This window comes from Polaromonas sp. P1_E11, from assembly GCF_056405995.1.
Genome location: NZ_JBFUBA010000001.1, coordinates 388,346 through 412,299 on the forward strand (window position 1 = coordinate 388,346; position 23,954 = coordinate 412,299).

Here is a 23,954-nt window from a genome sequence, read left to right on the forward strand (position 1 = left end):
CGTTCAGGGCTCGTAGCCGAAGGAGCGGATCACCGCCCTGGCCTTCTCTGTTTTCAAAAAGGCCATCAGTTGCACCGCGGCCTTGTTGTCTTTGGCCCTGGCCAGCAGCACGGCGTCCTGGCGGATCGGGCTGTGCAGGCTGTCGGGAACAACCCAGGCCGAGCCCGACTTGATCTTGCCGCCTTCGTAGACCTGCGAGAGCGCGATAAAACCGAGCTCCGCATTGCCGGTCGAGACAAAGCTGAAGGCCTGGCCGATGCTTTCGCCCTGCACCAGCTTGGGCTCCAGGGCGGCTTGCAGGCCCAGCTTGGCCATAGTCTCGACAGCGGCGGCGCCGTAGGGCGCAAGCTTGGGCGCAGCGATGGCGATCTTTTTGAAGCTGCCCTTTTTCAGGACCTCGCCCTGCGCATCGACCACGCCCGGCTGGGCGGACCAAAGCACCAGCTTGCCGGTGGCATAGGTAAAGCGGCTGCCGTTCACGGCCGCGCCTTCCTTCTCCAGCTTTGCGGGGGTTTCATCGTCGGCCGCAAGAAACACTTCAAACGGCGCGCCATGGGTGATCTGCGCGTAAAACTTTCCGGTAGCGCCGAAGGTCAGCACCGCTTTGTGGCCCGTGTCTTTTTCAAAGTCCGCGGCGATCAGCTTCATGGGCGCGGTGAAATTGGCGGCCACAGCGACCTGGACATCATCGGCCAGCGCAGCGGCCGATGCCAGCACGAGACACAGAGCCGGCAGCCAGCGCGATGCTGTTTTGAACATGATGAAACTCCGGTGATGACAGATAGGAGATGACAGCGAAGAAGCGAAGATTCGTTTAAAAGAAAGCCACTCCTGTCGATTCGCTATTCTATTTTAGAATAACGGTACCTGTCCCGAGGCCTCCATGAAAAAAGCCGCCGCTTCCTCGTCCGCTGCGCCCTCCTTCGCAAGCGCCTTCAGCCATGAACCGGCCGACAAGCGCATCGAGATCCTGCGCTTGGTCGGCGAAAGCGGCTCGATCTCGCAGGCAGCGCGGCAGGCCAAGGTCAGCTACAAGGCCGCCTGGCAAGCCATTGACACCTTGACCAATCTGGCCGGCGTGGCGCTGGTGGAGCGCGCCGTGGGCGGCTCGGGCGGCGGCGGCGCCACCCTGACGCCCGCGGGCCAGAAGTTGCTGGCAGTGGCGGGCCTTTTGAGCGAAACACGCAGCCAGGTGCTGGCCGGCTTCAAGTCCAACGAACTGCTGCTGCCCCGCGCGCTGCCGGTGCTGTCCAACATGAACGTACGCACCAGCATGCGCAACCAGTTGCCCTGCCAGGTTGAGAAGATCGAGGTGTGCGGCCAGATGGCGCGTGTACACCTGAGGCTGGCTGGTGAAGTACTGCTGGTATCGCGCATCACCAAGGCCAGTGCGGAACTGCTGGGCTTGCAGAAAGGGCAAACGGTACTGGCCCTGTGCAAGGCTACGGCGGTGGCCGTGCGTCAGCCCGCGGTTCCCGCACGGCCAGAGGTTTGCGTATTGAGCGGCCGTGCGGTTCGGATCAGCCGCGGCGCCACGGGCGATGAAGTGTCGATGCAACTTGACGGAGGCCTGCAGCTGGTCGGCTTTGCGCCTGCCGGCAGCAGCCTGAAAGTCCGTTCCCCGGTTCAGGCCCTGGTCGACGAATCAGCCCTGGTGATTGCCCTTTCGGCCTGATGGCCAGGCAAAAAACGCCGCACCGCGCCTATTCGACAAATAGTTAATATCTATCGATAAACAATATTTAAAAGAGTTATACTATCGTCTCGAAAGCATTTTTACCCGTTCTTTAACCCAGCATAGGAAGCCATCCAGATGTCCCTGATCAATACCCAAGTCCAGCCTTTCAAAACCCAAGCGTTCCTCAACGGCAAGTTCATTGACGTTTCAGACGAATCGCTGAAGGGCAAATGGTCGGTCCTGATCTTCATGCCGGCCGCATTCACGTTCAACTGCCCTACCGAAGTTGAAGATGCTGCCGATAACTACGCCGAATTCCAGAAGGCCGGTGCTGAGGTCTACATCGTGACCACCGACACCCATTTCTCGCACAAGGTCTGGCACGAAACCTCTCCCGCAGTCGGCAAGGCCAAGTTCCCGCTGGTGGGCGACCCAACCCACACGCTGACCAAAGCCTTCGACGTGTTCATCCCCGAAGAAGGCCTGGCACTGCGCGGCACGTTCGTGATCAATCCTGAAGGCGTCATCAAGACGGCTGAAGTGCACTCCAACGAAATCGCACGCGACGTCAAGGAAACCCTGCGCAAGCTGAAGGCCGCCCAGTACACCGCCGCTCACCCCGGCCAGGTTTGCCCTGCGAAGTGGAACGAAGGCGCCAAGACGATCGCCCCGTCCATCGACCTGGTTGGCAAGATCTAAGAACAGGTTCTAACGCCCTGCTGCCTTCCTGACGAAGGCCCGGGCCCCGGCACACGCGTGTGTGCCGTCCCGGGCTTTTTTGTTCCCCATTGAAATTGAAAGTGAGTCCCTCATGCTCGACGACGCCACCAAAGCCCAGCTGAAAAGCTATCTCGAACGCGCCACGCAGCCGATTGAAATCGTCGCCTCGCTCGACGGCAGCGAGGCTTCGGGCGAAGTGCTGTCGCTGCTGAAAGACGTGGCCGAGTCTTCGCCGCTGGTCAAATTGACCGAAAGCCGCGACGACCCGCACCGCAAGCCTTCGTTTTCGATCAACCGCCCCGGTGAAAACCACGGACCGCGTTTTGCCGGCCTGCCCATGGGCCATGAATTCACCTCGCTGATCCTGGCGCTGCTGCAGATCGGCGGCTACCCGCCCAAAGTCGAGCAGCCCGTGCTGGAGCAGATCCGCGCGCTCGACGGCGATTTCGACTTCGAGGTCTATGTCTCGCTGACCTGCCACAACTGCCCCGATGTGGTCCAGGCGCTGAACCTGATGGCAGTGCAGAACCCGCGCATCAAGACCACCATGATCGAGGGCGGCACCTTCCAGGACGAAGTGAAGGAGCGCGAGATCATGGGCGTGCCCACGGTCTTCCTCAACGGAACCATGTTCGGAAACGGCCGCATGAGCCTGGAAGAAATCCTGGCCAAGATCGACACCAGCGGCGTGGAACGTGAAGCCAAGATCATCGACAAAAAGGAAGCCTTCGACGTGCTGATCGTCGGCGGCGGCCCGGCCGGCGCGGCAGCGGCCGTGTATGCCGCGCGCAAGGGCATCCGCACCGGTGTGGCGTCAGAGCGCTTCGGCGGCCAGGTGCTGGACACCATGGGCATCGAGAATTTCATTTCCATCAAGGAAACCGAAGGCCCCAAATTTGCCCACGCGCTGGAAGAGCACGTGCGCAACTACGACGTGGACATCATGAACCTGCAGCGCGCCAAGGCGCTGGTGCCGAACAGCGGGCCGGACAAAAACCTGATTGAAGTGCAGCTTGAAAGCGGCGCCTCGCTCAGGAGCAAGTCCATCGTGATCTCGACCGGCGCGCGCTGGCGCAACATCAACGTGCCCGGCGAGCATGAGTTCAAGAACAAGGGCGTGGCCTACTGCCCGCACTGCGACGGCCCGCTCTTCAAGGGCAAGCGCGTGGCGGTGATCGGCGGCGGCAACTCGGGCGTCGAGGCGGCGATCGACCTGGCCGGCATCGTCGGACACGTGACGCTGATCGAGTTCGACACTGCGCTGCGCGCCGACGCCGTGCTGCAGCGCAAGCTGAACAGCCTGCAGAACGTGACGGTGTTCACCAACGCGCAAACGACCGAAATCACTGGCGACCAGAAGGTCAACGGCCTGGTCTACAAAGACCGCGCCAGCGGCGAGCTGAAAACCGTTGAGCTGGAAGGCGTGTTCATCCAGATCGGCCTGGTGCCCAACACCGACTGGCTCAAGGGCGTGGTGGACCTGTCCAAACACGGCGAGATCATCGTCGACGCCAAAGGCCAGACCTCCGTACCCGGCGTGTTTGCGGCGGGTGACGTGACGACCGTACCCTTCAAGCAGATCATCATCGCGGCCGGTGAAGGCGCGAAAGCGGCGCTCAGCGCGTTTGACTACCTGATCCGCAGCCCCATCACTGTGCAGTGATGCAGTGATGGGATACCCGAAAAAGGCCGCCTTCTCTGGGCGGCCTTTTTTTGCGCGGTTTTTCACCGGAATCCCCCTGAGGCCTACAGGGACCAAGATGAGAATTACTCTCATCTATTGGTATAGTTCGCAGCGCCCTACTCGCTAGCCAAACAACCCGGCAGCCTTCTCGCGCTGCCAGGCGTAGCAAGCCAACAACCCGCCCACAGGCCCCCTGAATTTTCGTCACCCATCGTGGCGTCAGGGGCTGCTGTGCGCACGCCAGTTCCCTGGCGATCCTTCCCAGGAGTTTTGACTTGCTCACCACGCATCTGCCGCACGCCGCGCGCCACCTTGCACCGTTCGCCATCCTTTCGCTGATCGCCGCGCTCCAAGGCGCATATGCCCAGACAGCGGCCGAGACAACCCTTCGCGAAGTGCAGGTGCGCTCCGACCAGGAGAACGAAACCGCCACCGGCCCGGTGATCGGCTACCGCGCCAAAAGGGCTTCTACCGCGACCAAGACCGACACGCTGCTGTCCGAAACGCCGCAGGCCGTGACCGTCATCACCAGCCAGCAGATCACAGACCAGGGTGCCAACAACCTGCAGGACGCCCTGGGCTACGCCGCCGGCGTGCGCTCCGATGCCTATGGACTGGATTCACGAACCGACTCGGTGCGCGTGCGCGGTGCCAACCCGGACAACTACCTGGACGGCCTGCGTGAAGCCTACGGCTACTACACCAGCCGCACACGCGCAGACCCTTACACGCTGGAGCGCCTGGAGGTACTGCGCGGCCCGTCGGGCATGCTGTTCGGCGCGGGCACGGCGGCCGGCGTGGTCAACATGGTCAGCAAAAGGCCACAAACCGAAACCCAGCGCGAAGTAGGCGTGCAGTTCGGCAGCAACGGCCGCAAGCAGCTCCAGCTCGACCTGACCGGCCCGCTGACGGAAGATGGTGAATGGCTGTACCGGCTGGTCGCACTCAAGCGCAGCGCCAACACGCAGGTCGACTTCGTACCCGACGACCGCAGCCTGATCGCCCCATCCCTCACCTGGCGGCCCAATGCGGCTACTTCGCTCACGCTGCAGGCGCTGTGGCAAAAAGACAAGAGCGGCTCGACGTCGCAGTTCTTCCCGTGGGAAGGTACGCTGCTGCCCAACCCCAATGGCCAGCTGCCTACCAATCGTTTCATTGGTGAGCCCGGCGACTATTACGACTCCGAACGCAAGTCCATCGGTTGGCTCTTTGAGCACAAGTTCAACGACACCTGGACGGTGCGCCAGAACTTTCGCCACGCCACCAACGAGAACGACAACCGCTACCACTACGGCGACTTCTTCACCAGCCCTGGCAGTTGGGGGTCCGACCCGGTGGCCAAACGGCGGCTGGGCCGCATCAACGACAGCTCGCTCACGCGCAACCGCATCACCGCGCTGGACAATCACGCCGAAGGCCATTTCACCACCGGTGCGCTCAAGCACACGCTGCTGGTGGGCGCCGACTTTGCGCGCCACAGCGAGAACACCTTGGCGGGCGCCACGGTCAGCGATATCGACGCTTACGCGCCCGTCTACGGCAACCTGCTCATCCCCGTACGCGCGGCCCTGCCGGGCACCACGCAGCGGCAGACAGGCCTGTATCTGCAAGACCAGATGAAGCTGGACAACTGGATCGTGACGGCGGGCCTGCGCCACGACAAGTCCGTGTCGGGCGCCGAAGGCCGCTCTGATGAAGAAACCTCGGCCACCACAAAGCGCCTGGGCCTGATGTATGCCCACCCCTCGGGCTGGTCGCCCTATGTGAGCTACAGCGAGTCCTTCACGCCGCAGGCCGCCATCAAAGGCCAGCTGTTCAAGCCGCTGCGCGGTGAGCAATGGGAACTGGGCCTGAAATACGAGCCGGCGGGCCGCGCACTGGCTTATAGTGCCGCGCTCTATGACCTGCGCGAGAAAAACCAGATTTCCTCGCCGCTGCCCAATGTCTACACCCAGGTGGGCGCCACGCGCACCAAGGGGCTGGAGCTGGAAGTCAAGGGCTCCGTCACATCCAATCTGGAGCTGGTCGCGCACTACAATTACACCGAGCTGGACAAGCAGCTCGAAGGCCTGCCCAGGCACCAGGCCAGCGCCTGGACCAAGTACCGCTTCTCCATCGCCGGCGTGAATGGCTTTTCGGCGGGCGCCGGTGTGCGCTGGATGGGCGCTTTCCGGGACCAGCAAGGCGGCGGCAATGGCCCGGAAATCCCCGCAGCCGCGCTGCTGGATTTGATGTTCGCCTATGACACCGCGAACTGGCGCTACGCCGTCAACATCAACAACGCGACCGACAAGACCTACTTCAGCACCTGCCTGGCCCGCGGCGACTGCTGGTATGGCGCGCGGCGCACGGTGGTGGCCAGCGCTACCTACCGCTTCTAGACGACAAGAAGGAGAGCCATGATGACCACGATCAGCCTCACGGGCAAGAAGACGGCGATGGACAGCCGGCGCATCAAGACCTGGACCTGGGTGCACAAATGGAGCAGCCTGGTTTGCACGGTCTTCATGCTGCTGCTGTGCCTGACCGGGCTGCCGCTGATCTTTCACCATGAGATCGGCCACCTGCTGGGCACCGAAGTTGAAGCGCCCGATTTGCCGAAGGGCACACCGCGCGCCAGCCTGGACAAGGTCATGGAAGTGGCGCAGGCGCTGCACCCGGGAAAAGTGCCGATGTTCGCCTCGCACGAAATCGACGACGACCGCTTCTGGTACGTCACGCTGGGCGACACGCCGCTGTCCGAGGTGGGTAACAAAACCGTCGCTGTCGATGCACGCACCGCAGCTGTGCTGGCCCAACCCAGGTTCGACGAAGGCTTTATGTACGTGATGTTCAAGCTGCACGTTGACCTCTTTGCCGGACTCGCGGGCAAGCTCTTTCTGGGCTTCATGGGGCTCTTGCTGCTGGTGGCGATTGTCTCGGGTGTGGTGCTGTATGCGCCCTTCATGCGCAAGCTGGACTTCGGCACGGTGCGGCAAACCCGCCCACGCGCCCGCTGGCTGGACTTGCACAACCTGCTGGGCATCGTGACGCTGGTGTGGGCCTTCACCGTGGGCGCCACGGGCATGATCAACACCTGGGCCGACCTGTTGATCAAGTACTGGCAGTACGACCAGTTGAGCTCGCTGCTGGCGCCCTACCAGGGGCAAAAACCGCCGGCACGCCTGGCCTCGGTGCAGCAGGCAGCTTCATCGGCGACCGCACTGGCGCCTGAAATGAAGATGGCCTTTATCGCCTTCCCTGGCACGTCGTTTTCGAGCCCGCACCACTACACCGTCTTCCTGCGCGGCAACGAACCCTTCAACTCGCGCCTGCTCAAGCCGGTGCTGGTGGACGCCGGCACCAATGCGCTCACGGCCAGCCCGCCGCTGCCCTGGTACCTCACAGCGCTGCTGGTGTCGCAGCCGCTGCATTTTGGTGATTACGGCGGCATGCCGATGCAAATCCTCTGGGCCCTGCTGGACATCGCAACCATCATCGTGCTGGGCAGCGGCCTTTACCTGTGGCTTGGACGGCGTAATCCGGCCAAAGCGGCGAAGCCGGAAAAAACAGCAGGGCAAATACCGGCGCCGCATGCGGCACGCCACGAAACAACTGGCGGTGCCGCATGAGCGCAAAGGCCGATTCCGCGAAGGACTCCGCTTTCTGGCGCCTGTGGCGCTGGCCCCTCGCGCTGGGCACGCTCAGCACCACCGGCCTGCTGACTGCGCTGGTGTCTGATGGCTGGGGCGACTGGTGGTGCTGGCTGGGGTTGGGCGTGCCCGTGGCTGTGATGGCCTGGTTCTCGTGGGTGCCCGGCGGGCCGCGCAAACGCTGAATGGCGAGTGAGTGGTTTTTTGCTCTGAAGCGGTATGTAAAAGTTAATCTGGCAGCACTTTGAAGCGAAGCACAAAAACACCAAAATTTCATGGGGAAAGTGCCAGAAACCCTTACAAAACGGGCGCAAGCAGCTCCTGATTTAATAGCAACCCAAAAAAACCTTCACTGACCACACTTGCCCAGGTGCGGCTGCCTGGCGCTTGAGTTCTGTCGCCGCGCGAAGTGCGATGGTGATGTGCCTGACCTTGGCGCCGATGTGGCGTCTATAGCCATCACCGGCGGCAGGCCCGCTCAGGCTATAAAATTCAGGCTTGCTCACGCACGATCAGAGGGCACGACCTGAAGGGATGCGCGGTGAGTCCCTTGCATCACCCAAGCCCTTTCTCGTCCCCCCATTTCTTTCCCCCTCTTCTTTTTTTCTCTCATGAGCGCCTTCAACACAGAACGCATTATTTCCGTCCACCACTGGACCGACTCGCTATTTAGCTTCACCGCCACGCGCGATTCGGGCTTTCGCTTTGTCAACGGCCAGTTCACCATGATCGGGCTGCCCGTGGACGGTAAACCATTGCTGCGCGCCTACAGCGTGGCCAGCGCCAACCATGAAGACCAGTTGGAGTTCTTCAGCATCAAGGTGCCCGACGGCCCGCTGACTTCGCGGCTGCAACACCTCAAGCCGGGCGACGACATCCTGGTCGGCCGCAAGCCCACCGGCACGCTGTTGCTGCAAAACCTGCTGCCCGGCGGCACGCTGTGGCTGCTGGCCACCGGCACTGGTCTGGCGCCCTTTCTCTCTCTGATCAAGGATCCCGACACTTACGAGCGGTTTGAGCGCGTGGTGCTGGTGCACGGTTGCCGTACCAGCGCCGAGCTGGCCTACCGCGAGCTGATCGAGCACGAGCTGCATGAGCATGAGTTCCTCGGCGAGCTGGTGCGCGGACGCCTGATGTATTACCCCACCGTGACGCGCGAGCGCTTTCGCAACGAAGGCCGCATCACCGAGCTCATGCAGTCGGGCAAGCTGTACAGCGACCTGGGCTTGCCCGCGATCTCTATCGGGAACGACCGCCTGATGCTGTGCGGCAGCCCCGACATGCTGCGCGACATCAAGGCCATGCTGGAAGAGCGCGGCTTTGAGGAAGGCAACATGCAGCGAGCCGGCCACTTCGTGGTGGAACGCGCATTTGCCGAGCGCTGACTGACAACGGGAAACGTTTGCAATGCGAACGTTTCTCACAATCAAACGCAACCAGACCGCCCCAGCAGGGGAATGCTTGAGTTACGGTACGCGGCCAGTGACAATGGGCGATCCGCACTACACAACGATAAGGAATTTCCATGAAAGGCGACGCAAAAGTCATCGCTCACCTGCAGGCGCAGCTGAAGAACGAGCTGACGGCCATCAACCAGTACTTTTTGCACTACCGCATGTACAAGCACTGGGGCCTGGACAAGCTGGCCAAGAAGGAATACGAAGAGTCCATCGGCGAGATGAAGCACGCCGACAAGCTGATGGACCGCATCTTCATGCTCGATGGCCTGCCCAACCTGCAGGACCTGGGCAAGCTGATGATCGGCGAGGATGTTCCGGAAGCCCTGAACTGCGACCTGAAAGCCGAAACCGGTGCACAGGCCACCATCAAGGACGGCATTGCCCACTGCGAAAGCGTACGCGACTATGTCTCACGCGACCTGCTGCAGGAAATCCTCGATGACACCGAAGAGCACATCGACTTCCTGGAAACCCAGATTGAGCTGATTGGCAAGGTTGGCCTGCAAAACTACCTGCAAAGCCAGATGGGCGAGTTGAGCTGAATGCGGTCCTGAAACAGCCGGATGACATGCCTGGCGCAAACAAAAAACGGGGCGCAGGCCCCKTTTTTTGTTTGCGCCAACGCTGACTGCCCCCTGGTTTTCAGAAGCTCTTTTCCCGGCCTCAATTTCGCGGCAGCACAGAGACATATCGCGTTTTCGCCACACAAGCATCACCTTTTCTCGTCATTCCTGCAACATCCAGATACAAGGGATTACGAATCATTATCATTTGATATACACTTCGGGCGAACTTCACGAGCCAGCCAACTCGCGCCCGAGGGCATTTCGAGCCAGCCAAGCTTTTTCCTGAACCCGGTCCTCCGCCTGCAAGGCAGGACCCTGCTTGGAGGCCATCTTGGCACACCCTTCTGCTCGCGCCGCACGCCCTGCGCGCAACAAAAAGACCCGCACCACGGGCGCCGACAATTTCACGCCGTTTGCCGGCCCGGTTGCCAATCCTGCCGCATCTTCCGACAAAGCCCTGCTCCCGCTTGGCGCGCTCATGCTGGCGGTTTCGGTGTCGGGCTGGGCCCAGAGCATCACCCCGACGCCCAGCACCGGCGCCACTACCGCCACATCGTCCACCTCTGCAGCACCTGTTGAAGGCAGGAGCCTCGCCCCCGTTACGGTGACGGGCACACGCGATCGCGCAAGCCAGACTTATCAGAGCGGCATCACCAGTGTCGGCAAGATGCCCGTGCCGGCCAAGGACGTTCCCCAGTCGCTGACGGTCGTCAACGAAAAACTGATGCACGACCAGGGCAAGGACAGCTTCAAGAGCGCACTCGAAAACGTCGTCGGCATCACCTTTGAAGCCGGCGAAGGCGGCCGGGTCGGCGACAACATCCGCATCCGGGGCTTCAGCGCGGCGGGCGACATTTACATGGACGGGATGCGCGACATCGCGCAGTACAACCGCGACAACTTCAACACCGAGCGTGTGGAAGTCTTGCGTGGTGCTGCCTCCATGCTGTTCGGCCGCGGCTCCACCGGCGGGGTGATTAACCAGGTCAGCAAGCAGCCACGCCTGATCACCGAGCACGAAGTGAACGCCACCGTCGGCACCAAAGGCTACCAGCGCTACCAGGGCGACTTCAACTTCAAGCTCGACGACGACGCAGCTTTGCGCATCAACGCCATGGCGACAGACGGCGACGGCCGCGGGGAAAACGCCAGCGCTTCCACCCATCGCCGCGGCTTGGCCCTGGACTACCGCTTCGGCATCGGCACAGCAAACGAATTTGAAATCAGCTACTACCACCTGCACTACAACGACAAGCCCGACTGGGGCTTTGCCTGGTTCAACAGCCGCCCCGCGCCTGGCACCGAGAAATACTGGTATGGCCTCAACACCGACTTCCAGAACGACAAGGCCGACGCCGTCACCCTGAGCCATACCCACCGCTGGACCGACGGCAGCAGCCTGAAGACCACGGTGCGCGACGGCTACTACTCCCGCTCGCTTCGTGCCACGCAGGCCAGCTTTGCCGCCGGCACCACCCTGGCCAACCTGAACGCCAACACCATCGTCAGCCGCGGCAATACCAGCGCCGGCAATGCCAAGGCGGGTAACGAACACCACACCTTCCTGCAAACCGACTACCTCACCACCACGCAGTGGTTTGGCCGCAAGAACAGCCTGCTGGTCGGTGCCGAGTACGCCGTGGAAAACTCCGACCGCCTCAGCTATCCCTTCTTGACCGGGGCCAAGCCGAGCACGACAGTAGGTAACCCAATCAGCGCCGGTATCGGGGGCAACTACACGCAGAGGCTGGAAACGTCGTTTAAAGCCACGACGCTGGGCCTGTATATGCAAGACACGATTGACCTCACGCCGTACTGGAAGCTGATTGCCGGGCTGCGTCTGGACAACTTCAAAGCGGATTACGAGCGCCCCACGGCCACGCCCCCCAACAACGGCACACTCACCAGGTCTGATCGGCTGCTGAGCAAGCGGATCGGCGTGATGTATCAACCCACCGATGAGGTCAGCTACTACGCGGCCTTCGGCACAGCGTTCAACACCTCCGGCGATTTGTATCAATTTGACGCCTTGTCGGCCAACACACCGCCAGAAAAGAGCCGCAATACCGAAATCGGGGCCAAGTGGGAACTCTATGGTGGCGACCTGTCCATCCGCGCCGCGCTGGCACGTACGGAAAAGTACAACGAACGTAACACCGACATCGCTACAGCGAGCCCGACCAGCTTTCTGTTGTCAGGCAAGCGCCACACCGACGCGCTCGAATTTGAAGTCGCTGGCCGTATCACGCCCCAATGGGATGTGTTCGCAGGGATTGGCTTCATGAAGGCGAAAATCGACCAGACCACAACCGCCGCCGAGTTGGGACAAGATCCTGGCCTGAGCCCAAGCCGCCAGGCTAACCTGTTCACCACCTACCGCATCGGCGACAAGTGGCGCATCGGCGGCGGCTTCACCGCCGTCAGCACCAACAAGCCGGCCAATGCCGTCACGGCCACCAACCGGGTGCCGGGTTACGTGAAGGCCGACGCGCTGGTGGAATATCGCATCAATGAAAAAAATACCGTCAAGCTGAACATCGACAACCTGTTTGACAAGGTCTACTACAACACGCTGTATCGCGGTTTTGTGGCGCCCGGCGATGCACGCAGCGTGCGTGTGACACTCACCAGCAAGTTCTGATTTAAAAAGAGAGTTTCAAGGTCTTGGGCACCTGGGGGATACTCCGGGTGCCTTTTTCATTTCAGCGATCTTTCCGGAGATTCCTCCATGCTGCTTCGCATTCAACAAGCCCTCAAGCCGGACGAACTTGCGCAGGTCCGCCAGCTGATCCTGGGCGCCGATTGGGCCGACGGCCGCATCACCGCCGGCAGCCAGAGCGGCACCGTCAAGAACAACCTGCAGCTGCCAGAAGAGCTGCCCGCCGCCCAGCAGGCGCGCCACATCGTGTCGGTGGCACTGGCCCGCAACCCGATGTTCGTGACCGGGGCGCTGCCCAAATCGGTCTATCCGCCGCTCTTTAACCGCTATGGCGGCGACGCCAACAATTTCGGCAACCATATCGACAACGCGGTACGCACGCATGCGGCCACAGCACGGCATGTACGGACCGACATTTCCTGCACGCTGTTCCTGAGCGATCCGGCCAGCTACGACGGCGGCGAACTGGTCGTGCAAGACACCTATGGCGAGCAACGCATCAAGTTCGAGGCAGGTGACCTGGTGATGTACCCGGGCACATCGGTGCACCGCGTGGAGCCCGTTACGCGCGGTGAGCGGCTGGCCTGCTTCTTCTGGATTGAAAGCATGGTGCGCTCCGATGCACAGCGCCGGCTTTTGTATGAGATGGACATGGCCATCACCTCACTGCGCCAGAAAGACCTGGAACGCTCCATTCCAGGTGCGGCCGAAGGCGCCGAGGTAGTCCGGCTTACAGGCTGCTATCACAACCTGCTGCGCATGTGGGCTGAGGTTTAAGGCGGTCGGACCGCGTTTGTCCTGCATCGTGAAGGGTCTTGGCAACCGATCACCCCATGGTGCCTCGCTCGCCTCAAGAAGCAGCCTTTCCGCTATCTAATTCATAGCTGCTTGCGCCCGTCCAGAAAGGATTTCTGCTGAATTTGGCTTCCAAAACGAGGCCAAAAATCCTCTCCAAATGGCTCGCACTTCCTGAAATCTGCATCTCATGATTGCAAATGCGATAGATTCGCATTTATAATCAACGCACCGATTGAATCAATCACCAGCCAAGCCCATCCATGATCGTTTGCGTCTGCCGCCGAATCTCCGACCGAGAAATTGCCCGCCATGCCCGTGCAGGCCTGGGCTTTGACGAGATCCAGTTCGAACTCGGCGTGGCCACCCAGTGCGGCCAGTGCGAAGGCTGCGCCCGCGACGTGGTGGCGCAGTGCAGCGCCAGCTGCCCGACGGCCAATATCAAGCTCGCCACCCACACGCTGGAAGGCAGCCCATGGAACACCTTGCAACCTTCTCCCCAATACTGATTTCGGCCCTTCCTGTCAGCCTTGTGCTGGTGATAGGTTCCGCGTGGTGGATATTCCGCCGCTAATTCCCGGTTGTCTTTTTGACCGAAACCGCGCCTCATGTGGCCATTCGCCCACCTATCTCCCTCTCGATGAACGCCACTTTCTCCACCGCACCGCGCCCCACCCCGCCGCGCCAGCCCCTCAGCCGCAATGCCGTTATCGCGCTGACAGTGGTGGCCCTGCATGCAGGGTTCATCTGGGCGCTGCAAAGCGGCTTGCTGATGCGAGCTGCCGAAATCGTGATTCCTGCGGAAATCCTCACGCAATTCGTGGACCCGCCCGCCCCCAAGGTGGAGCCCGTCCCCCCTACCCCACCCACGCCCACCGTGCAGAAAAAAGCGGTTGCCAGGGCACCCGACAAACCCGCGCCCCAGCCGCTGGCCATCCCGGACCCGACACCTTCGCCCAATGCCCCGACGGGCATTGTCACGCCGCCGCTACCGCCCGCGCCTGTGGCCGTGGCCCCCGTTGCACCGGCCGCACCACCGGCAGTACAGCTGCCATCGAGCGATGCCGACTACCTGCAAAACCCCAAGCCCGCCTATCCACCCATCAGCCGGCGCCTTGGCGAGCAGGGCAAAGTGATCGTGCGCGTGCTGATTGGTGCAGACGGCCAGGCGAAGAAAACCGAAATCCGCCAGTCAAGCGGCTTTGACCGGCTTGACCAGGCAGCGGTCACCACCGTCATGCGCTGGCGCTACGTGCCAGGCAAGCGTGGCGGTGTGGCCGAAGAGATGTGGTTCAACGTACCCATCAACTTCGTCCTGGAGTAATTTTTTTGAAACCCGTGGAGTATTGATTCATGAATTCCCAATTCGGCCTTGCCAACGTCTGGAGCCAGGGCGATATCGTTACCAAATCGGTGGCCGTGTTGCTGCTGGTCATGTCGCTCGCGTCATGGATGGTCATCATCATCAAGACGCTGGACCTCATCAAGTACAAAAAGATTGCCCGCGCCTCTGAAGATTTTTGGCACAGCGAAGACTTTGCCGCAGGCCTCACCAAGCTGGGCTCGGACCCCGCCAACCCGTTCCGCCAGCTCGCCCTGGAAGGCCGCGAAGCCACGCTGCACCACCGCAACACCAAGGCGCACCTGCACGACGCCCTGGACGTGAGCGACTGGGTCACGCGCACGCTGCGCAATGCCATCGACGAATTCACCGGCAAGCTGCAGTCGGGTCTGGCCATCCTGGCCTCGGTCGGCTCCACCGCCCCCTTCGTCGGCCTCTTCGGCACCGTGTGGGGCATCTACCATGCGCTGCTGTCCATCGGCGCAGCCGGCCAGGCGACCATCGACAAGGTGGCCGGCCCGATCGGCGAATCGCTGATCATGACAGCGCTGGGCCTTGCGGTTGCCATCCCGGCGGTGCTGGGCTACAACGCCCTGGTACGCGGCAACAAGGGCGTGCTGCAAAAACTCAGCCGCTTTGCGCACGACCTGCACGCCTACTTCGTGACCGGCGCCCGCGTGAGCGCCGGCGGCCAGCAGGCCAATGTTGTGCCAATGAAAAAAGCCTGAAAGCCCGCCCTTTATCCTGCTCTGCCGCCCCACAGCCGCGGAGCTCCCTCATTCAGTGACCGAGAAGCACCATGGCCTTTGGAACCCAAGACGACAGCGATGAGGTGATGAACGAAATCAACATGACGCCCATGGTGGACATCATGCTGGTGCTGCTCATCATCTTCATCATCACGGTCCCCGTGATGAAGCATTCCGTCAACATCGACCTGCCGCGCGCTTCCAACGAAGCGCAAAACATCAAGCCGGAAACGGTTCGCCTGAGCGTGGATGCGGAAGGCAGCTATTTCCTGAACGAGACCAAGATTTCAGACGAAGACCTGGTCACGCAGCTCAAGGCGTCGGCGGCACAAAACCCGCAGCCAGACCTGCATATCCGCGGCGACAAATCAGTGCGCTACGAGCGCGTGGCGCAAGCCATGGCAGCAGCCCAACAGGCTGGCCTGCGCAAGATCGGTTTCATCACTGAACCCAAGAACTGACCAGGGCCTGCAGGACTGATCGGGTCCTGGATGCATGCCTGCTGGACAGACACTCCAGGTTTTTCACACAGAAAGAAACAAAACCGCAGCCTGGATTCGCTTGACTTTCAAATGAGAATGGTTATCATTAACTCAACGAAGCCCAAACAGGTTTAACCATCATGTCCATCGCAATGCCCGCCTCCCATACCTTGAGCCTTCCTGCCCGCGCCCCTGCGCACACAGAGACCGCTTCTGGCGGCCATCCTTCGGGCGCTTCCGCCGCTTGCGTCAACAGCACCGAAATCCTGCGCGGGCAAAAGGCGGTGGAAATCAACCACAACGGCTCGACTTACCGCCTTCAGGCCACTCGCCTGGGCAAACTGATTTTGACCAAGTAAGCCGCCTTCACCGTTTCATCATCCTCTTCATCAGCACAGTTTCATCGTGGGGCGATCCGGGGCTACCAAGCCTCCAAGGTCGTTTTTAGCCAGCCACAGACTCTTTTGGAGTTGTTTAGCCAGGCTTTTTTTTCCTTGATGTTGTTCTGCTCTCGCCAATAAAAAAACCGACCCCATGGTCGGTTTTTTTTATTCCCGCTGCGAAGCGGTTTACAGGCCGATAGCGGCAATACCGGCGCGCGCAATTTGCGCGTCCTCGCTGGACTTCACGCCGCTCACACCGACAGCGCCAATGCACTGCCCGTCTTTTACGATGGGCACACCGCCTTCGAGCATGCCGTGGATGTAGGGCGCCGACAGGAAGGATGTGCGGCCGCCGTTGATGACGTCTTCGTAAACCTTGCTCTCACGGCGGCCCATGGCGGCCGTATTGGCCTTGGAGGGCGCAATGTGCGAGGAAATGGGCGGCGCGCCATCCAGGCGCTGCAGGTGCAGCAGGTGACCGCCGTCGTCGACGATGGCAATGGTGACGGCCCAGTTGTTCTTGAGGGCTTCGGCCTCGGCGGCGGCGGCGATGGTTTTGACGTCGGCGAGTTCAAGCACTGCTTTTGATTTCATGGTCTTCAGGATTTCCGGAGTTTGTTGGCAAAGATACTGAGCATACGCAAATTTGAGGCGGCCCTTCACCCGCATTGCCGCCAAATTAGCTTATAGAACCCTTACAAAAAGTAGGGAGTGAGGGCTGGAAAAACAGCAATGCACCCTAAAATAATCTTGCCGGCATTTGCTGGCGCCTTGGAGACGACTTTCATGACTGACAATGTTCAAACCCTCGACTACGGCGTTGCTTCCAGCGTCGAGCAACGCAACAAGGTCTTGCGCAACACCTATTGGCTGCTGGCCCTGAGCCTGCTGCCCACCGTGCTGGGCGCCTGGCTGGGTGTGGCGACGGGCATTACCCGCTCCCTGACGGGCGGATTGGGCCTGATCGTGTTCCTCGGCGGCGCCTTCGGCTTTATTTTCGCCATCGAAAAGACCAAGAACTCGGCCGCAGGCGTGCCCGTGTTGCTGGGCTTTACCTTCTTCATGGGCCTGATGCTCTCGCGCATGATCGACATGGTTCTGAATTTCAACAACGGCGCATCACTGGTCATGACCGCCTTTGCCGGAACGGCCGGCGTGATGTTCGTGATGGCCAGCCTGGCCACTGTCATCAAGCGTGACCTGAGCGGCATGAGCAAGTGGCTCTTCGCCGGCGCGCTGGTCATCCTGGTGGCAGCCGTCATCAATGTGTTTGTCGGCTCGACCATGTTGATGGCCGTCATCAGCACGCTGGCGATCGCGGTTTTCAGCGCCTACCTGCTGTATGACCTGAAACAGGTGATTGACGGCGGCGAAACCAACTACATCAGCGCCACACTGGCCATTTACCTGGACCTGTTCAACATCTTCCAGAGCCTGCTGGCCCTGCTGGGCATCTTCGGCGGCGAACGGGACTGATCCGCTTCGCTACAGAACAAAAAAAGGGCCTCAGGGCCCTTTTTTCATGCGCACCTCATGTCATTCTCCGCAGGGTGAGCTGGGGCTCTCCAATTCAAGCCGGGGCCGCGGATCTGGCTCTGCCAGTCCGCAGGCGCAGCGGCCCCCTCGTGGGAGCAGGGAGCTACACGCAGTGAGAGACCGTGGGGGCCAAATCAAACACCGCAATGGATTCCACATGGGCCGTGTGCGGGAACATGTTGACCACGCCAGCCGCCGTGCAGCGGTAAGCGCCGCTGTCCACCAGCACGCCCGCATCCCGCGCCAGGGTGGCCGGGTTGCAGCTTACATAGACAATGCGCTGCGGCGGCGCCCAGCCGTTCAGGGCCAGGCTCTGCTGGTGCTCACCGTCGTCACAGGGGACGCCGCTGATGATCTGCTGGTGCAACGCTGCCAGGGACTTGAAGAGCTCAAAAGCGCCTTCACGCGGAGGGTCCACCAGCCATTTGTCGGCCCGGCCGTCTTTCACCAGCATCGCCGGCGTCATTTCAAACAGGTTGCGCGCTACAAATTTTGTAGCTGCCAGCGCCCGCCGAACGCGGGATTCTGGCCTGTTCCTCTCAAAATTCTCGCGTGAACGGGCGACCAGGACTTCACTGCCCTCGATGCCCAGCACCTCGCGGGCGCGCGTGGCCAGCGGCAAGGTGAAATTGCCCAGGCCGCAAAACCAGTCGATCACCCGCTCGTCCGGCTGTACCGCCAGCATCCGCAGTGCACGTGAAACCAGCACCTGGTTGATGTGGGGATTGACCTGCGTGAAATCGGTCGGCTTGAACGGCATGACCACATCGAACTCCGGCAGACCGTAGCTCAGCTCCTGCACAGCGTCGTCCAGCAGCTTGACTGTCTCGAGGCCCCCCGGTTGCAGCCACCATTGCAGGCCGGGGTTTTGCGCAGCGAAAGCACGCAGGCGGTTCAAGTCCCCGGTGCTCAAGGGTTCCATATGGCGCAGCACCATGGCCGTGACCTCGTCGCCACAGGCCAGCTCGATCTGCGGCAGGGTTTCCTTCGCATCCATGCTGCCGATCAGCTCGCGCAGCGGCACGAGCATGTCGCTGACGTGCCGGGGCACCACATGGCATTCGGTCATGTCGGCCACATAACCGCTTTTACGCTCGTGAAACCCCACCAGCACGGCGCCCTTTTTGCGGACATAGCGCACCGACAACCGCGCGCGATAGCGGTATCCCCAGGCCGGCCCTTCAATGGGCCGCAGCAGGTTGTCCGCCCTGACCTTGCCGATGTGCCAGAGGTTGTCTTCGAGCACACGCTGTTTCACGGCCACCTGCGCCCCCACATGCAAATGCTGCATCTTGCAGCCGCCGCAGGCGCCGGTGTGCATGCCGAAATGCGGGCATGCCGGGCGCACGCGCTGGGACGATTCACGGTGAATCGCCATCACCATGGCTTTTTCAAAGCTGCTTTTCTTGCGGTAAACGTTGGCAGTCACCCGTTCGAAAGGCAAGGCACCCTCGATAAAAACCACCTTGCCGTCAGCCCTGTGGGCAATTCCCTGGGCTTCGATGTCGAGTGATTCAACTTCGAGCACGTCCGGCGGGTAGTCGGCCGCCGTAGCAGGCTGCTTGTTCTGGCTTTCTTCTGTCATGCACCAATTGTCTCAGGCTGCGGTACCATTTTCTGAACGCGTGAAAGGAAGGCGCCATGGAGCTTCGTATTTGCATCGATGTTGACAACATGGAACGCGCCGTCGAGTTCTATACAGAGGCGCTCGGGCTGCGTACAGGCCGCCGTTTCAAGAGCGACTTCGTGGAAATTCTCGGTGCGGGCAGCCCGATCGACCTGCTCTTCAATGCGCCAGGCACCCGGCCGATCGCCAGCGGCCAGGGCAGCGAGAGTGTTCGCACCTACCAGCGCCACTGGACACCCGTCCATCTTGATTTTGTGGTGGAAGACATTGACGCAGCGGTTGAGCGGTTGCAGCGCCACGGAGCCGTTCTGGAAATGCCCGTGGCCGAACGGGTCTGGGGTCGCATTGCCGGGCTGGCCGACCCTTTTGGCCATGGCATTGACCTGCTGGAGTTCAAGGGCCGTGGCTACGACGAGATTTTGCAGCCTCACTGATCACAGGCCCCGGGCAGGCAGCTGTATTTCCGCACAATCATTTGCTACAAAATAGATAGCTGCTTGCGCTCATCGAGACTGGTCTGCGAGCCTTTTTCCTTGAATTTTTCGGTAGATATTCTCTGGCCCAAGCAGCGTCAAGGCGTCAGAAAAAAAGAAAGGGGCCCGGCAAACGCGAGGCCCCTTTCTGCGAATGAAAATACCGCTTATTTGGCAGGCAGATATCTGGAAGGATCAACAGGCTTGCCCTGGCGGCGAATCTCGAAATGCAGCTTCACGCGGTCCGCGTCGCTGTTGCCCATCTCGGCAATCTTCTGGCCCTTTCGCACGCTCTGGTCTTCCTTGACCAGCAAAGTCTGGTTGTGCGCATAGGCCGTCAGGAAGGTGTTGTTGTGCTTGAGGATGATCAGGTTGCCATAGCCGCGCAGGCCGGCGCCGGCGTACACCACACGGCCGTCGGCGGACGCAATGACAGGATCACCGGCCTTGCCGGAAATATCCAGGCCCTTGTTTTTGGCTTCATCAAAACCCGCCAGCATCGTGCCCTGCGCAGGCCAGATCCAGGCAATGTCTTCATCGCCCGTTGCAGCGGGTGCCGGGCTGGCGCCTGCTGGTGCTGACGCGGGACGCGCCGCGCTGGCAGCCTGGGTGGGGGTGGTGGATGCGGTCGACGTGGTGGCCGACCCAGACGTCACAGGACGAGTCACTACCAGCGGGTTTTCACTGGTCGGTGGCACCACACGCAGCACCTGCCCCACTTCGATGATGTTGGGGTTTTCAAGGTTGTTCCAGCGCACGATGTCGCGCCAGTTCTGGCCGTTTTCCAGGCCGATGCGGATCATGGTGTCACCGGGTTTGACGGTGTAGTAACCGGGTTTCCCGGCGTTTTCAAAGCCGGGCAACTGTTTGACATTGCCCGCGTCCACGGCGCCCGGCGTGGGGCGCGACAAGCCGGTGCCGCGGTCTTCAACCGGGGCATGGGTGGTAGAACGCGTGCCGCAGCCAGCGGCAAGCAGCAGCGCTGCCGCCAGGGCGCATGGCAGGGCCAGCCTGCCGAGCATTGAGCGGGCGCCATGACTTGCGCCTGCGGCATCCACAGACACTGCCCGGTTCGGCCGTACGGTTTGATTCATTGGTTCTTTCGTCGTCAATCTGACGGGTATGGCGTATTGGTTAACTGGATGATCGGATGGTTCAATGCCGTCACTGCTATATCGATAACCGGCCTGGGTCCTGCAGGGGCCGGATCGTCAGCTTGTCCCCGATTTTAAAGGCACAAAATGAACGGCCTCCAGCAGGGTCTGCCTGACGCCTTGGGGGGTTTTGTCGACCACCACCAGCGCCTGGGCGCCGCCGGCGGTTTGCATGGGCGCCACCAGCCTGCCGCCTACCGCCAGTTGCTCAATCCAGGCAGGCGGAATGGCCTCCCCGCCGGCAGCAGCAATGATGGCCGCATAAGGCGCGCCCTTGGCGTAGCCCATCATGCCATCACCAAACAGCAGGTGCACATTGGGCAGGCGTAAAGTCCGCAAATTCTCCCTGGCTTTGTCGTGCAGGCCGCGCAGCCTTTCGATGCTGTAGACCTCAGTCGCCAGATGGCTGAGCACCGCGGCCTGGTAGCCGCAGCCAGTGCCGATTTCAAGTACCCGCCCCAGCTTGCCGGCCGCGCCGCGGCGCAACAGTTCCAGCATGCGGGCCACCACATTGGGTTTGGAAATGGTTTGCCCGAGGCCAATCGGCAGGCTGGTGTCTTCATAGGCCTGGTTGACCAGCGCAGTGTCGACAAAACGGTGGCGTTCGACAGCCCCCATGGCCGCGAGTACCAACGCATCGGCAACACCCTGCGCGGCAAGCTTGCTCACCATGCGCGCACGCACGGCGTGCGAATCGAGCCCAACACCACCCGGTAACCCGGAAGCCGCGGTCGGCGCCGGTTTCTTCAAGGAATTTTGGCTTGAAGTGTGCTCTGGCCGTGCGCCACCAGCTATTGATTTTGTAGCAGATGGAACACCCGCGTCGGGCTTCAGGCGAACCGGAAATGCCGGGCGGCCTGCCGCAGCCGGCGGTTTGGCAGTGGGATTGAATGGCGGTTTGAGGCTGGATTTCATGAGGGGTTTTTGTGCAGCTCGGCCAGCCGGGCAGCGGTTTGGGCCCAATAGGGCAGACGCTCATGATCGGTCAAATCCACCTGCAGCGGGGTGATGGACACAAACTTCTGGCTGGTGGCATAAAAATCGGTCCCTTCACCAGCTTCTTTCGCAGGCCCTGCGCCGCCAATCCAGTACATGGTTTCGCCGCGCGGGCTGGTCTGCACGATGACGCGTTCGGCCGCATGGCGCCGCCCCAACCGGGCCACCTTCACACCCTGGATCTCGTTGTCGGGCAGGTTGGGAATGTTCACATTGAGCAGCCAGGGCGGCACCGTCGGCTCAGCGCCTTCAGCCACGGCCTCCAGCGTGGGCATCAGTTGCTGCACCAGCTCGGCCGCCCGCCGGGCTGCCACGTCGATATGCGCCCAGCCCTTTTCAGTCTGGGAAAACGCGATGGAAGGAATGCCGAACAGGTAGCCTTCCATGGCGGCGCCCACGGTTCCGGAGTAAATCGTGTCGTCGCCCATGTTGGCACCGTTATTGATGCCTGAAACCACCAGATCGGGCCGGTAGCCCAGCAAACCCGTCAGCGCGATATGGACGCAGTCTGCCGGTGTGCCGTTGATGTAGCGAAAGCCATTGGCCGCAGTCTGCACGTACATCGGCGAGTGCAGGGTCAGCGCGTTTGATTTGGCACTGTTGTTGTGCTCGGGTGCCACCACCTCGACATCGGCAACGGTTTTAAGCGCTTCGTAGAGGGCAATGATGCCGGAGGCCTGGTAACCGTCGTCGTTGCAAATGAGGATTTTCATGGACTGATTTTACGGTCACGGCTGCGACAGCCTGAGCCCTGCCGGACATCGCAAAACCTGCCGCTTTGCCTATGATGCAGGCAAGGTGCCTTCTCTTTCCCTCGGCGGCCCGCCTTTCTTCTTCTGTTTCTTCTGTACCTGTCGCAGCATTCCTTCTATCGGAGACATTCCATGCAAGCCTGGCTTTGTGAAAACCCCACCGGCGTAGACGCCCTGACCTGGAAAGAATTGCCCACACCGCAACCCAAGGCAGGCGAAGTGCTGATTGAGATCAAGGCCGCCAGCCTGAACTTTCCCGACCTGCTGATCGTGCAGAACAAATATCAGATGAAACCCCCCCTGCCCTTCGTGCCCGGCTCAGAATACGCCGGCATCGTCCAGGCGGTAGGTGAAGGCGTCACGCACCTCCAGGTGGGGCAAAACGTGGCCTGCCTCTCCGGCACCGGCGGATTCGGCACGCACACCCTTGCACCGGCGGCCCTGTGCATGCCCTTGCTCAAAGGATTTCCCTTTGTGGATGCCGCCGCCTTCATCATGATTTACGCAACTTCGTGGCACGCCCTGATGGACCGCGCACAACTCAAGGCCGGTGAAACCGTCCTGGTGCTGGGTGCGGCAGGCGGTGTAGGCACCGCCGCCATACAGATCGCCAAGGCCGCCGGAGCTCGCGTGATCGCAGCCGCATCGACCGATGAGAAATGTGCCCTTTGCACGTCCATTGGCGCGGACGCCACCATCAACTACACCACGAAAAACCTGCGTGACGAAATCAAGGCACTGACCGAAGGCAAGGGACCTGACGTGATTTATGACCCGGTCGGCGGTGAGTTTAGCGAGCCGGCTTTTCGCTCCATCGCGTGGCGGGGCCGTTACCTGGTGGTGGGCTTTGCTTCGGGCCCCATCCCGTCCCTGCCACTCAACCTCACGCTGCTCAAGGGCGCATCCATCGTCGGCGTGTTCTGGGGAGACTTTGCCAAGCGCGAACCCAAGGCCAATGCGGCCATGATGGCCGAGCTGGCAGGTTGGTACGCCATTGGCAGGATCAAGCCGGTTATTGACCGCACCATGCCCATGGCCGAACTGAAAGCCGCCTATGCCCACATGGGCTCACGTGGCGTCAAGGGCAAGCTGGTCATGGTGAACTAGGTCCGCGGCCACTTGCCCAATAGCCTGCCGTCAGCTCAACGGATTGATACAGTGATACAGCCAGCAAGTCTTGTATCTTTGACAATTAAAAGCACACGCGTAAATGCCGGTTTCGCATAGTGAACACGGCTTCAGGACGGCCCCAAAGGAAAAGTCCCG

24 protein-coding genes are annotated in these 23,954 nt (G+C 61.2%); 18 read left to right on the plus strand and 6 right to left on the minus strand.

Going from position 1 to position 23,954, the window contains the following annotated elements; genetic code table 11:
• Positions 1 to 3 precede the first annotated feature (3 nt).
• On the minus strand, positions 4 to 759 hold the full coding sequence (gene modA, locus AC1D11_RS01935; RefSeq protein ID WP_477649623.1) for a molybdate ABC transporter substrate-binding protein: 756 nt from the start codon (positions 757 to 759) through the stop codon (positions 4 to 6).
• A gap of 124 nt (positions 760 to 883) precedes the next feature.
• On the opposite strand from modA, the gene AC1D11_RS01940 reads away from it, so the two are divergent.
• From AC1D11_RS01940 to AC1D11_RS02010, 15 genes are all read left to right on the plus strand, one after another.
• Positions 884 to 1,675 carry a TOBE domain-containing protein gene (locus AC1D11_RS01940; RefSeq protein ID WP_477649624.1) on the plus strand — a complete coding sequence of 264 codons (792 nt, stop codon included), beginning with the start codon at positions 884 to 886 and terminating at the stop codon, positions 1,673 to 1,675.
• Between the two features lie 138 nt (positions 1,676 to 1,813).
• Complete coding sequence (gene ahpC / locus AC1D11_RS01945; RefSeq protein WP_007874200.1) at positions 1,814 to 2,377, plus strand: alkyl hydroperoxide reductase subunit C; 564 nt, start codon at positions 1,814 to 1,816, stop codon at positions 2,375 to 2,377.
• 112 nt (positions 2,378 to 2,489) lie between these two features.
• The gene (ahpF, locus tag AC1D11_RS01950; protein WP_477649625.1) at positions 2,490 to 4,061 is read left to right on the plus strand and encodes an alkyl hydroperoxide reductase subunit F; all 1,572 of its coding nucleotides are present in this window, start codon (positions 2,490 to 2,492) and stop codon (positions 4,059 to 4,061) included.
• Positions 4,062 to 4,357: 296 nt separating this feature from the next.
• On the plus strand, positions 4,358 to 6,463 hold the full coding sequence (locus AC1D11_RS01955; protein ID WP_477649626.1) for a TonB-dependent siderophore receptor: 2,106 nt from the start codon (positions 4,358 to 4,360) through the stop codon (positions 6,461 to 6,463).
• 57 nt (positions 6,464 to 6,520) lie between these two features.
• On the plus strand, positions 6,521 to 7,693 hold the full coding sequence (locus AC1D11_RS01960; RefSeq protein WP_477649638.1) for a PepSY-associated TM helix domain-containing protein: 1,173 nt from the start codon (positions 6,521 to 6,523) through the stop codon (positions 7,691 to 7,693).
• Positions 7,690 to 7,899 carry a hypothetical protein gene (locus tag AC1D11_RS01965; RefSeq protein ID WP_477649627.1) on the plus strand — a complete coding sequence of 70 codons (210 nt, stop codon included), beginning with the start codon at positions 7,690 to 7,692 and terminating at the stop codon, positions 7,897 to 7,899. Before AC1D11_RS01960 ends, AC1D11_RS01965 begins: the two co-directional genes overlap by 4 nt.
• A 426-nt stretch (positions 7,900 to 8,325) precedes the next feature.
• Positions 8,326 to 9,099, plus strand: a complete 774-nt coding sequence (locus AC1D11_RS01970) for a ferredoxin--NADP reductase (RefSeq protein WP_477649628.1) — start codon at positions 8,326 to 8,328, stop codon at positions 9,097 to 9,099.
• A gap of 140 nt (positions 9,100 to 9,239) precedes the next feature.
• Positions 9,240 to 9,716 carry a bacterioferritin gene (bfr, locus tag AC1D11_RS01975; protein ID WP_477649629.1) on the plus strand — a complete coding sequence of 159 codons (477 nt, stop codon included), beginning with the start codon at positions 9,240 to 9,242 and terminating at the stop codon, positions 9,714 to 9,716.
• 355 nt (positions 9,717 to 10,071) lie between these two features.
• Positions 10,072 to 12,381, plus strand: coding sequence for a TonB-dependent receptor (locus tag AC1D11_RS01980; protein ID WP_477649630.1), 2,310 nt, complete (start codon positions 10,072 to 10,074; stop codon positions 12,379 to 12,381).
• Between the two features lie 87 nt (positions 12,382 to 12,468).
• The gene (locus AC1D11_RS01985; protein ID WP_477649631.1) at positions 12,469 to 13,176 is read left to right on the plus strand and encodes a Fe2+-dependent dioxygenase; all 708 of its coding nucleotides are present in this window, start codon (positions 12,469 to 12,471) and stop codon (positions 13,174 to 13,176) included.
• 281 nt (positions 13,177 to 13,457) lie between these two features.
• Positions 13,458 to 13,703, plus strand: a complete 246-nt coding sequence (locus tag AC1D11_RS01990) for a (2Fe-2S)-binding protein (RefSeq protein WP_477649632.1) — start codon at positions 13,458 to 13,460, stop codon at positions 13,701 to 13,703.
• A gap of 131 nt (positions 13,704 to 13,834) precedes the next feature.
• Entirely contained in the window at positions 13,835 to 14,518 is a 684-nt protein-coding gene (locus AC1D11_RS01995) for an energy transducer TonB (protein ID WP_477649633.1), read from the plus strand.
• Between the two features lie 29 nt (positions 14,519 to 14,547).
• A complete protein-coding gene (locus AC1D11_RS02000) occupies positions 14,548 to 15,264 on the plus strand; it encodes a MotA/TolQ/ExbB proton channel family protein (protein WP_477649634.1) in 717 nt (238 codons plus the stop codon).
• A 71-nt stretch (positions 15,265 to 15,335) separates the two neighbouring features.
• Positions 15,336 to 15,746: an ExbD/TolR family protein gene (locus AC1D11_RS02005; RefSeq protein ID WP_457278813.1), complete on the plus strand. Its 411-nt coding sequence runs from the start codon at positions 15,336 to 15,338 to the stop codon at positions 15,744 to 15,746.
• A gap of 161 nt (positions 15,747 to 15,907) precedes the next feature.
• A complete protein-coding gene (locus AC1D11_RS02010; protein WP_477649635.1) occupies positions 15,908 to 16,126 on the plus strand; it encodes a hemin uptake protein HemP in 219 nt (72 codons plus the stop codon).
• 210 nt (positions 16,127 to 16,336) lie between these two features.
• On the opposite strand, the gene AC1D11_RS02015 is transcribed toward AC1D11_RS02010, so the two are convergent.
• Positions 16,337 to 16,744 (minus strand): GlcG/HbpS family heme-binding protein, encoded by a 408-nt coding sequence (locus AC1D11_RS02015; RefSeq protein ID WP_477649636.1) that lies wholly within the window; start codon positions 16,742 to 16,744, stop codon positions 16,337 to 16,339.
• 192 nt (positions 16,745 to 16,936) lie between these two features.
• Here AC1D11_RS02015 and AC1D11_RS02020 point away from each other — a divergent pair, with 192 nt between their 5' ends.
• Positions 16,937 to 17,626, plus strand: coding sequence for a Bax inhibitor-1/YccA family protein (locus AC1D11_RS02020; RefSeq protein WP_477649637.1), 690 nt, complete (start codon positions 16,937 to 16,939; stop codon positions 17,624 to 17,626).
• 163 nt (positions 17,627 to 17,789) lie between these two features.
• On the opposite strand, the gene rlmD is transcribed toward AC1D11_RS02020, so the two are convergent.
• On the minus strand, positions 17,790 to 19,271 hold the full coding sequence (rlmD, locus tag AC1D11_RS02025) for a 23S rRNA (uracil(1939)-C(5))-methyltransferase RlmD (protein WP_477650882.1): 1,482 nt from the start codon (positions 19,269 to 19,271) through the stop codon (positions 17,790 to 17,792).
• A gap of 56 nt (positions 19,272 to 19,327) precedes the next feature.
• Here rlmD and AC1D11_RS02030 point away from each other — a divergent pair, with 56 nt between their 5' ends.
• Complete coding sequence (locus AC1D11_RS02030) at positions 19,328 to 19,747, plus strand: VOC family protein (protein ID WP_477650881.1); 420 nt, start codon at positions 19,328 to 19,330, stop codon at positions 19,745 to 19,747.
• Between the two features lie 206 nt (positions 19,748 to 19,953).
• Here the strand turns inward: AC1D11_RS02030 and AC1D11_RS02035 are convergent, their stop codons facing one another.
• From AC1D11_RS02035 to surE, 3 genes are all read right to left on the minus strand, one after another.
• Positions 19,954 to 20,808 carry a peptidoglycan DD-metalloendopeptidase family protein gene (locus AC1D11_RS02035; RefSeq protein WP_477650341.1) on the minus strand — a complete coding sequence of 285 codons (855 nt, stop codon included), beginning with the start codon at positions 20,806 to 20,808 and terminating at the stop codon, positions 19,954 to 19,956.
• Between the two features lie 189 nt (positions 20,809 to 20,997).
• The gene (locus AC1D11_RS02040; protein ID WP_477650338.1) at positions 20,998 to 21,855 is read right to left on the minus strand and encodes a protein-L-isoaspartate(D-aspartate) O-methyltransferase; all 858 of its coding nucleotides are present in this window, start codon (positions 21,853 to 21,855) and stop codon (positions 20,998 to 21,000) included.
• Positions 21,852 to 22,649, minus strand: coding sequence for a 5'/3'-nucleotidase SurE (gene surE / locus AC1D11_RS02045; RefSeq protein WP_477650339.1), 798 nt, complete (start codon positions 22,647 to 22,649; stop codon positions 21,852 to 21,854). The genes AC1D11_RS02040 and surE overlap by 4 nt, the downstream gene beginning before the upstream one ends.
• Positions 22,650 to 22,820: 171 nt before the next feature.
• Between surE and AC1D11_RS02050 the strand changes: the two genes are divergently transcribed.
• Complete coding sequence (locus AC1D11_RS02050) at positions 22,821 to 23,795, plus strand: NADPH:quinone oxidoreductase family protein (RefSeq protein ID WP_477650340.1); 975 nt, start codon at positions 22,821 to 22,823, stop codon at positions 23,793 to 23,795.
• Positions 23,796 to 23,954: the final 159 nt, after the last annotated feature.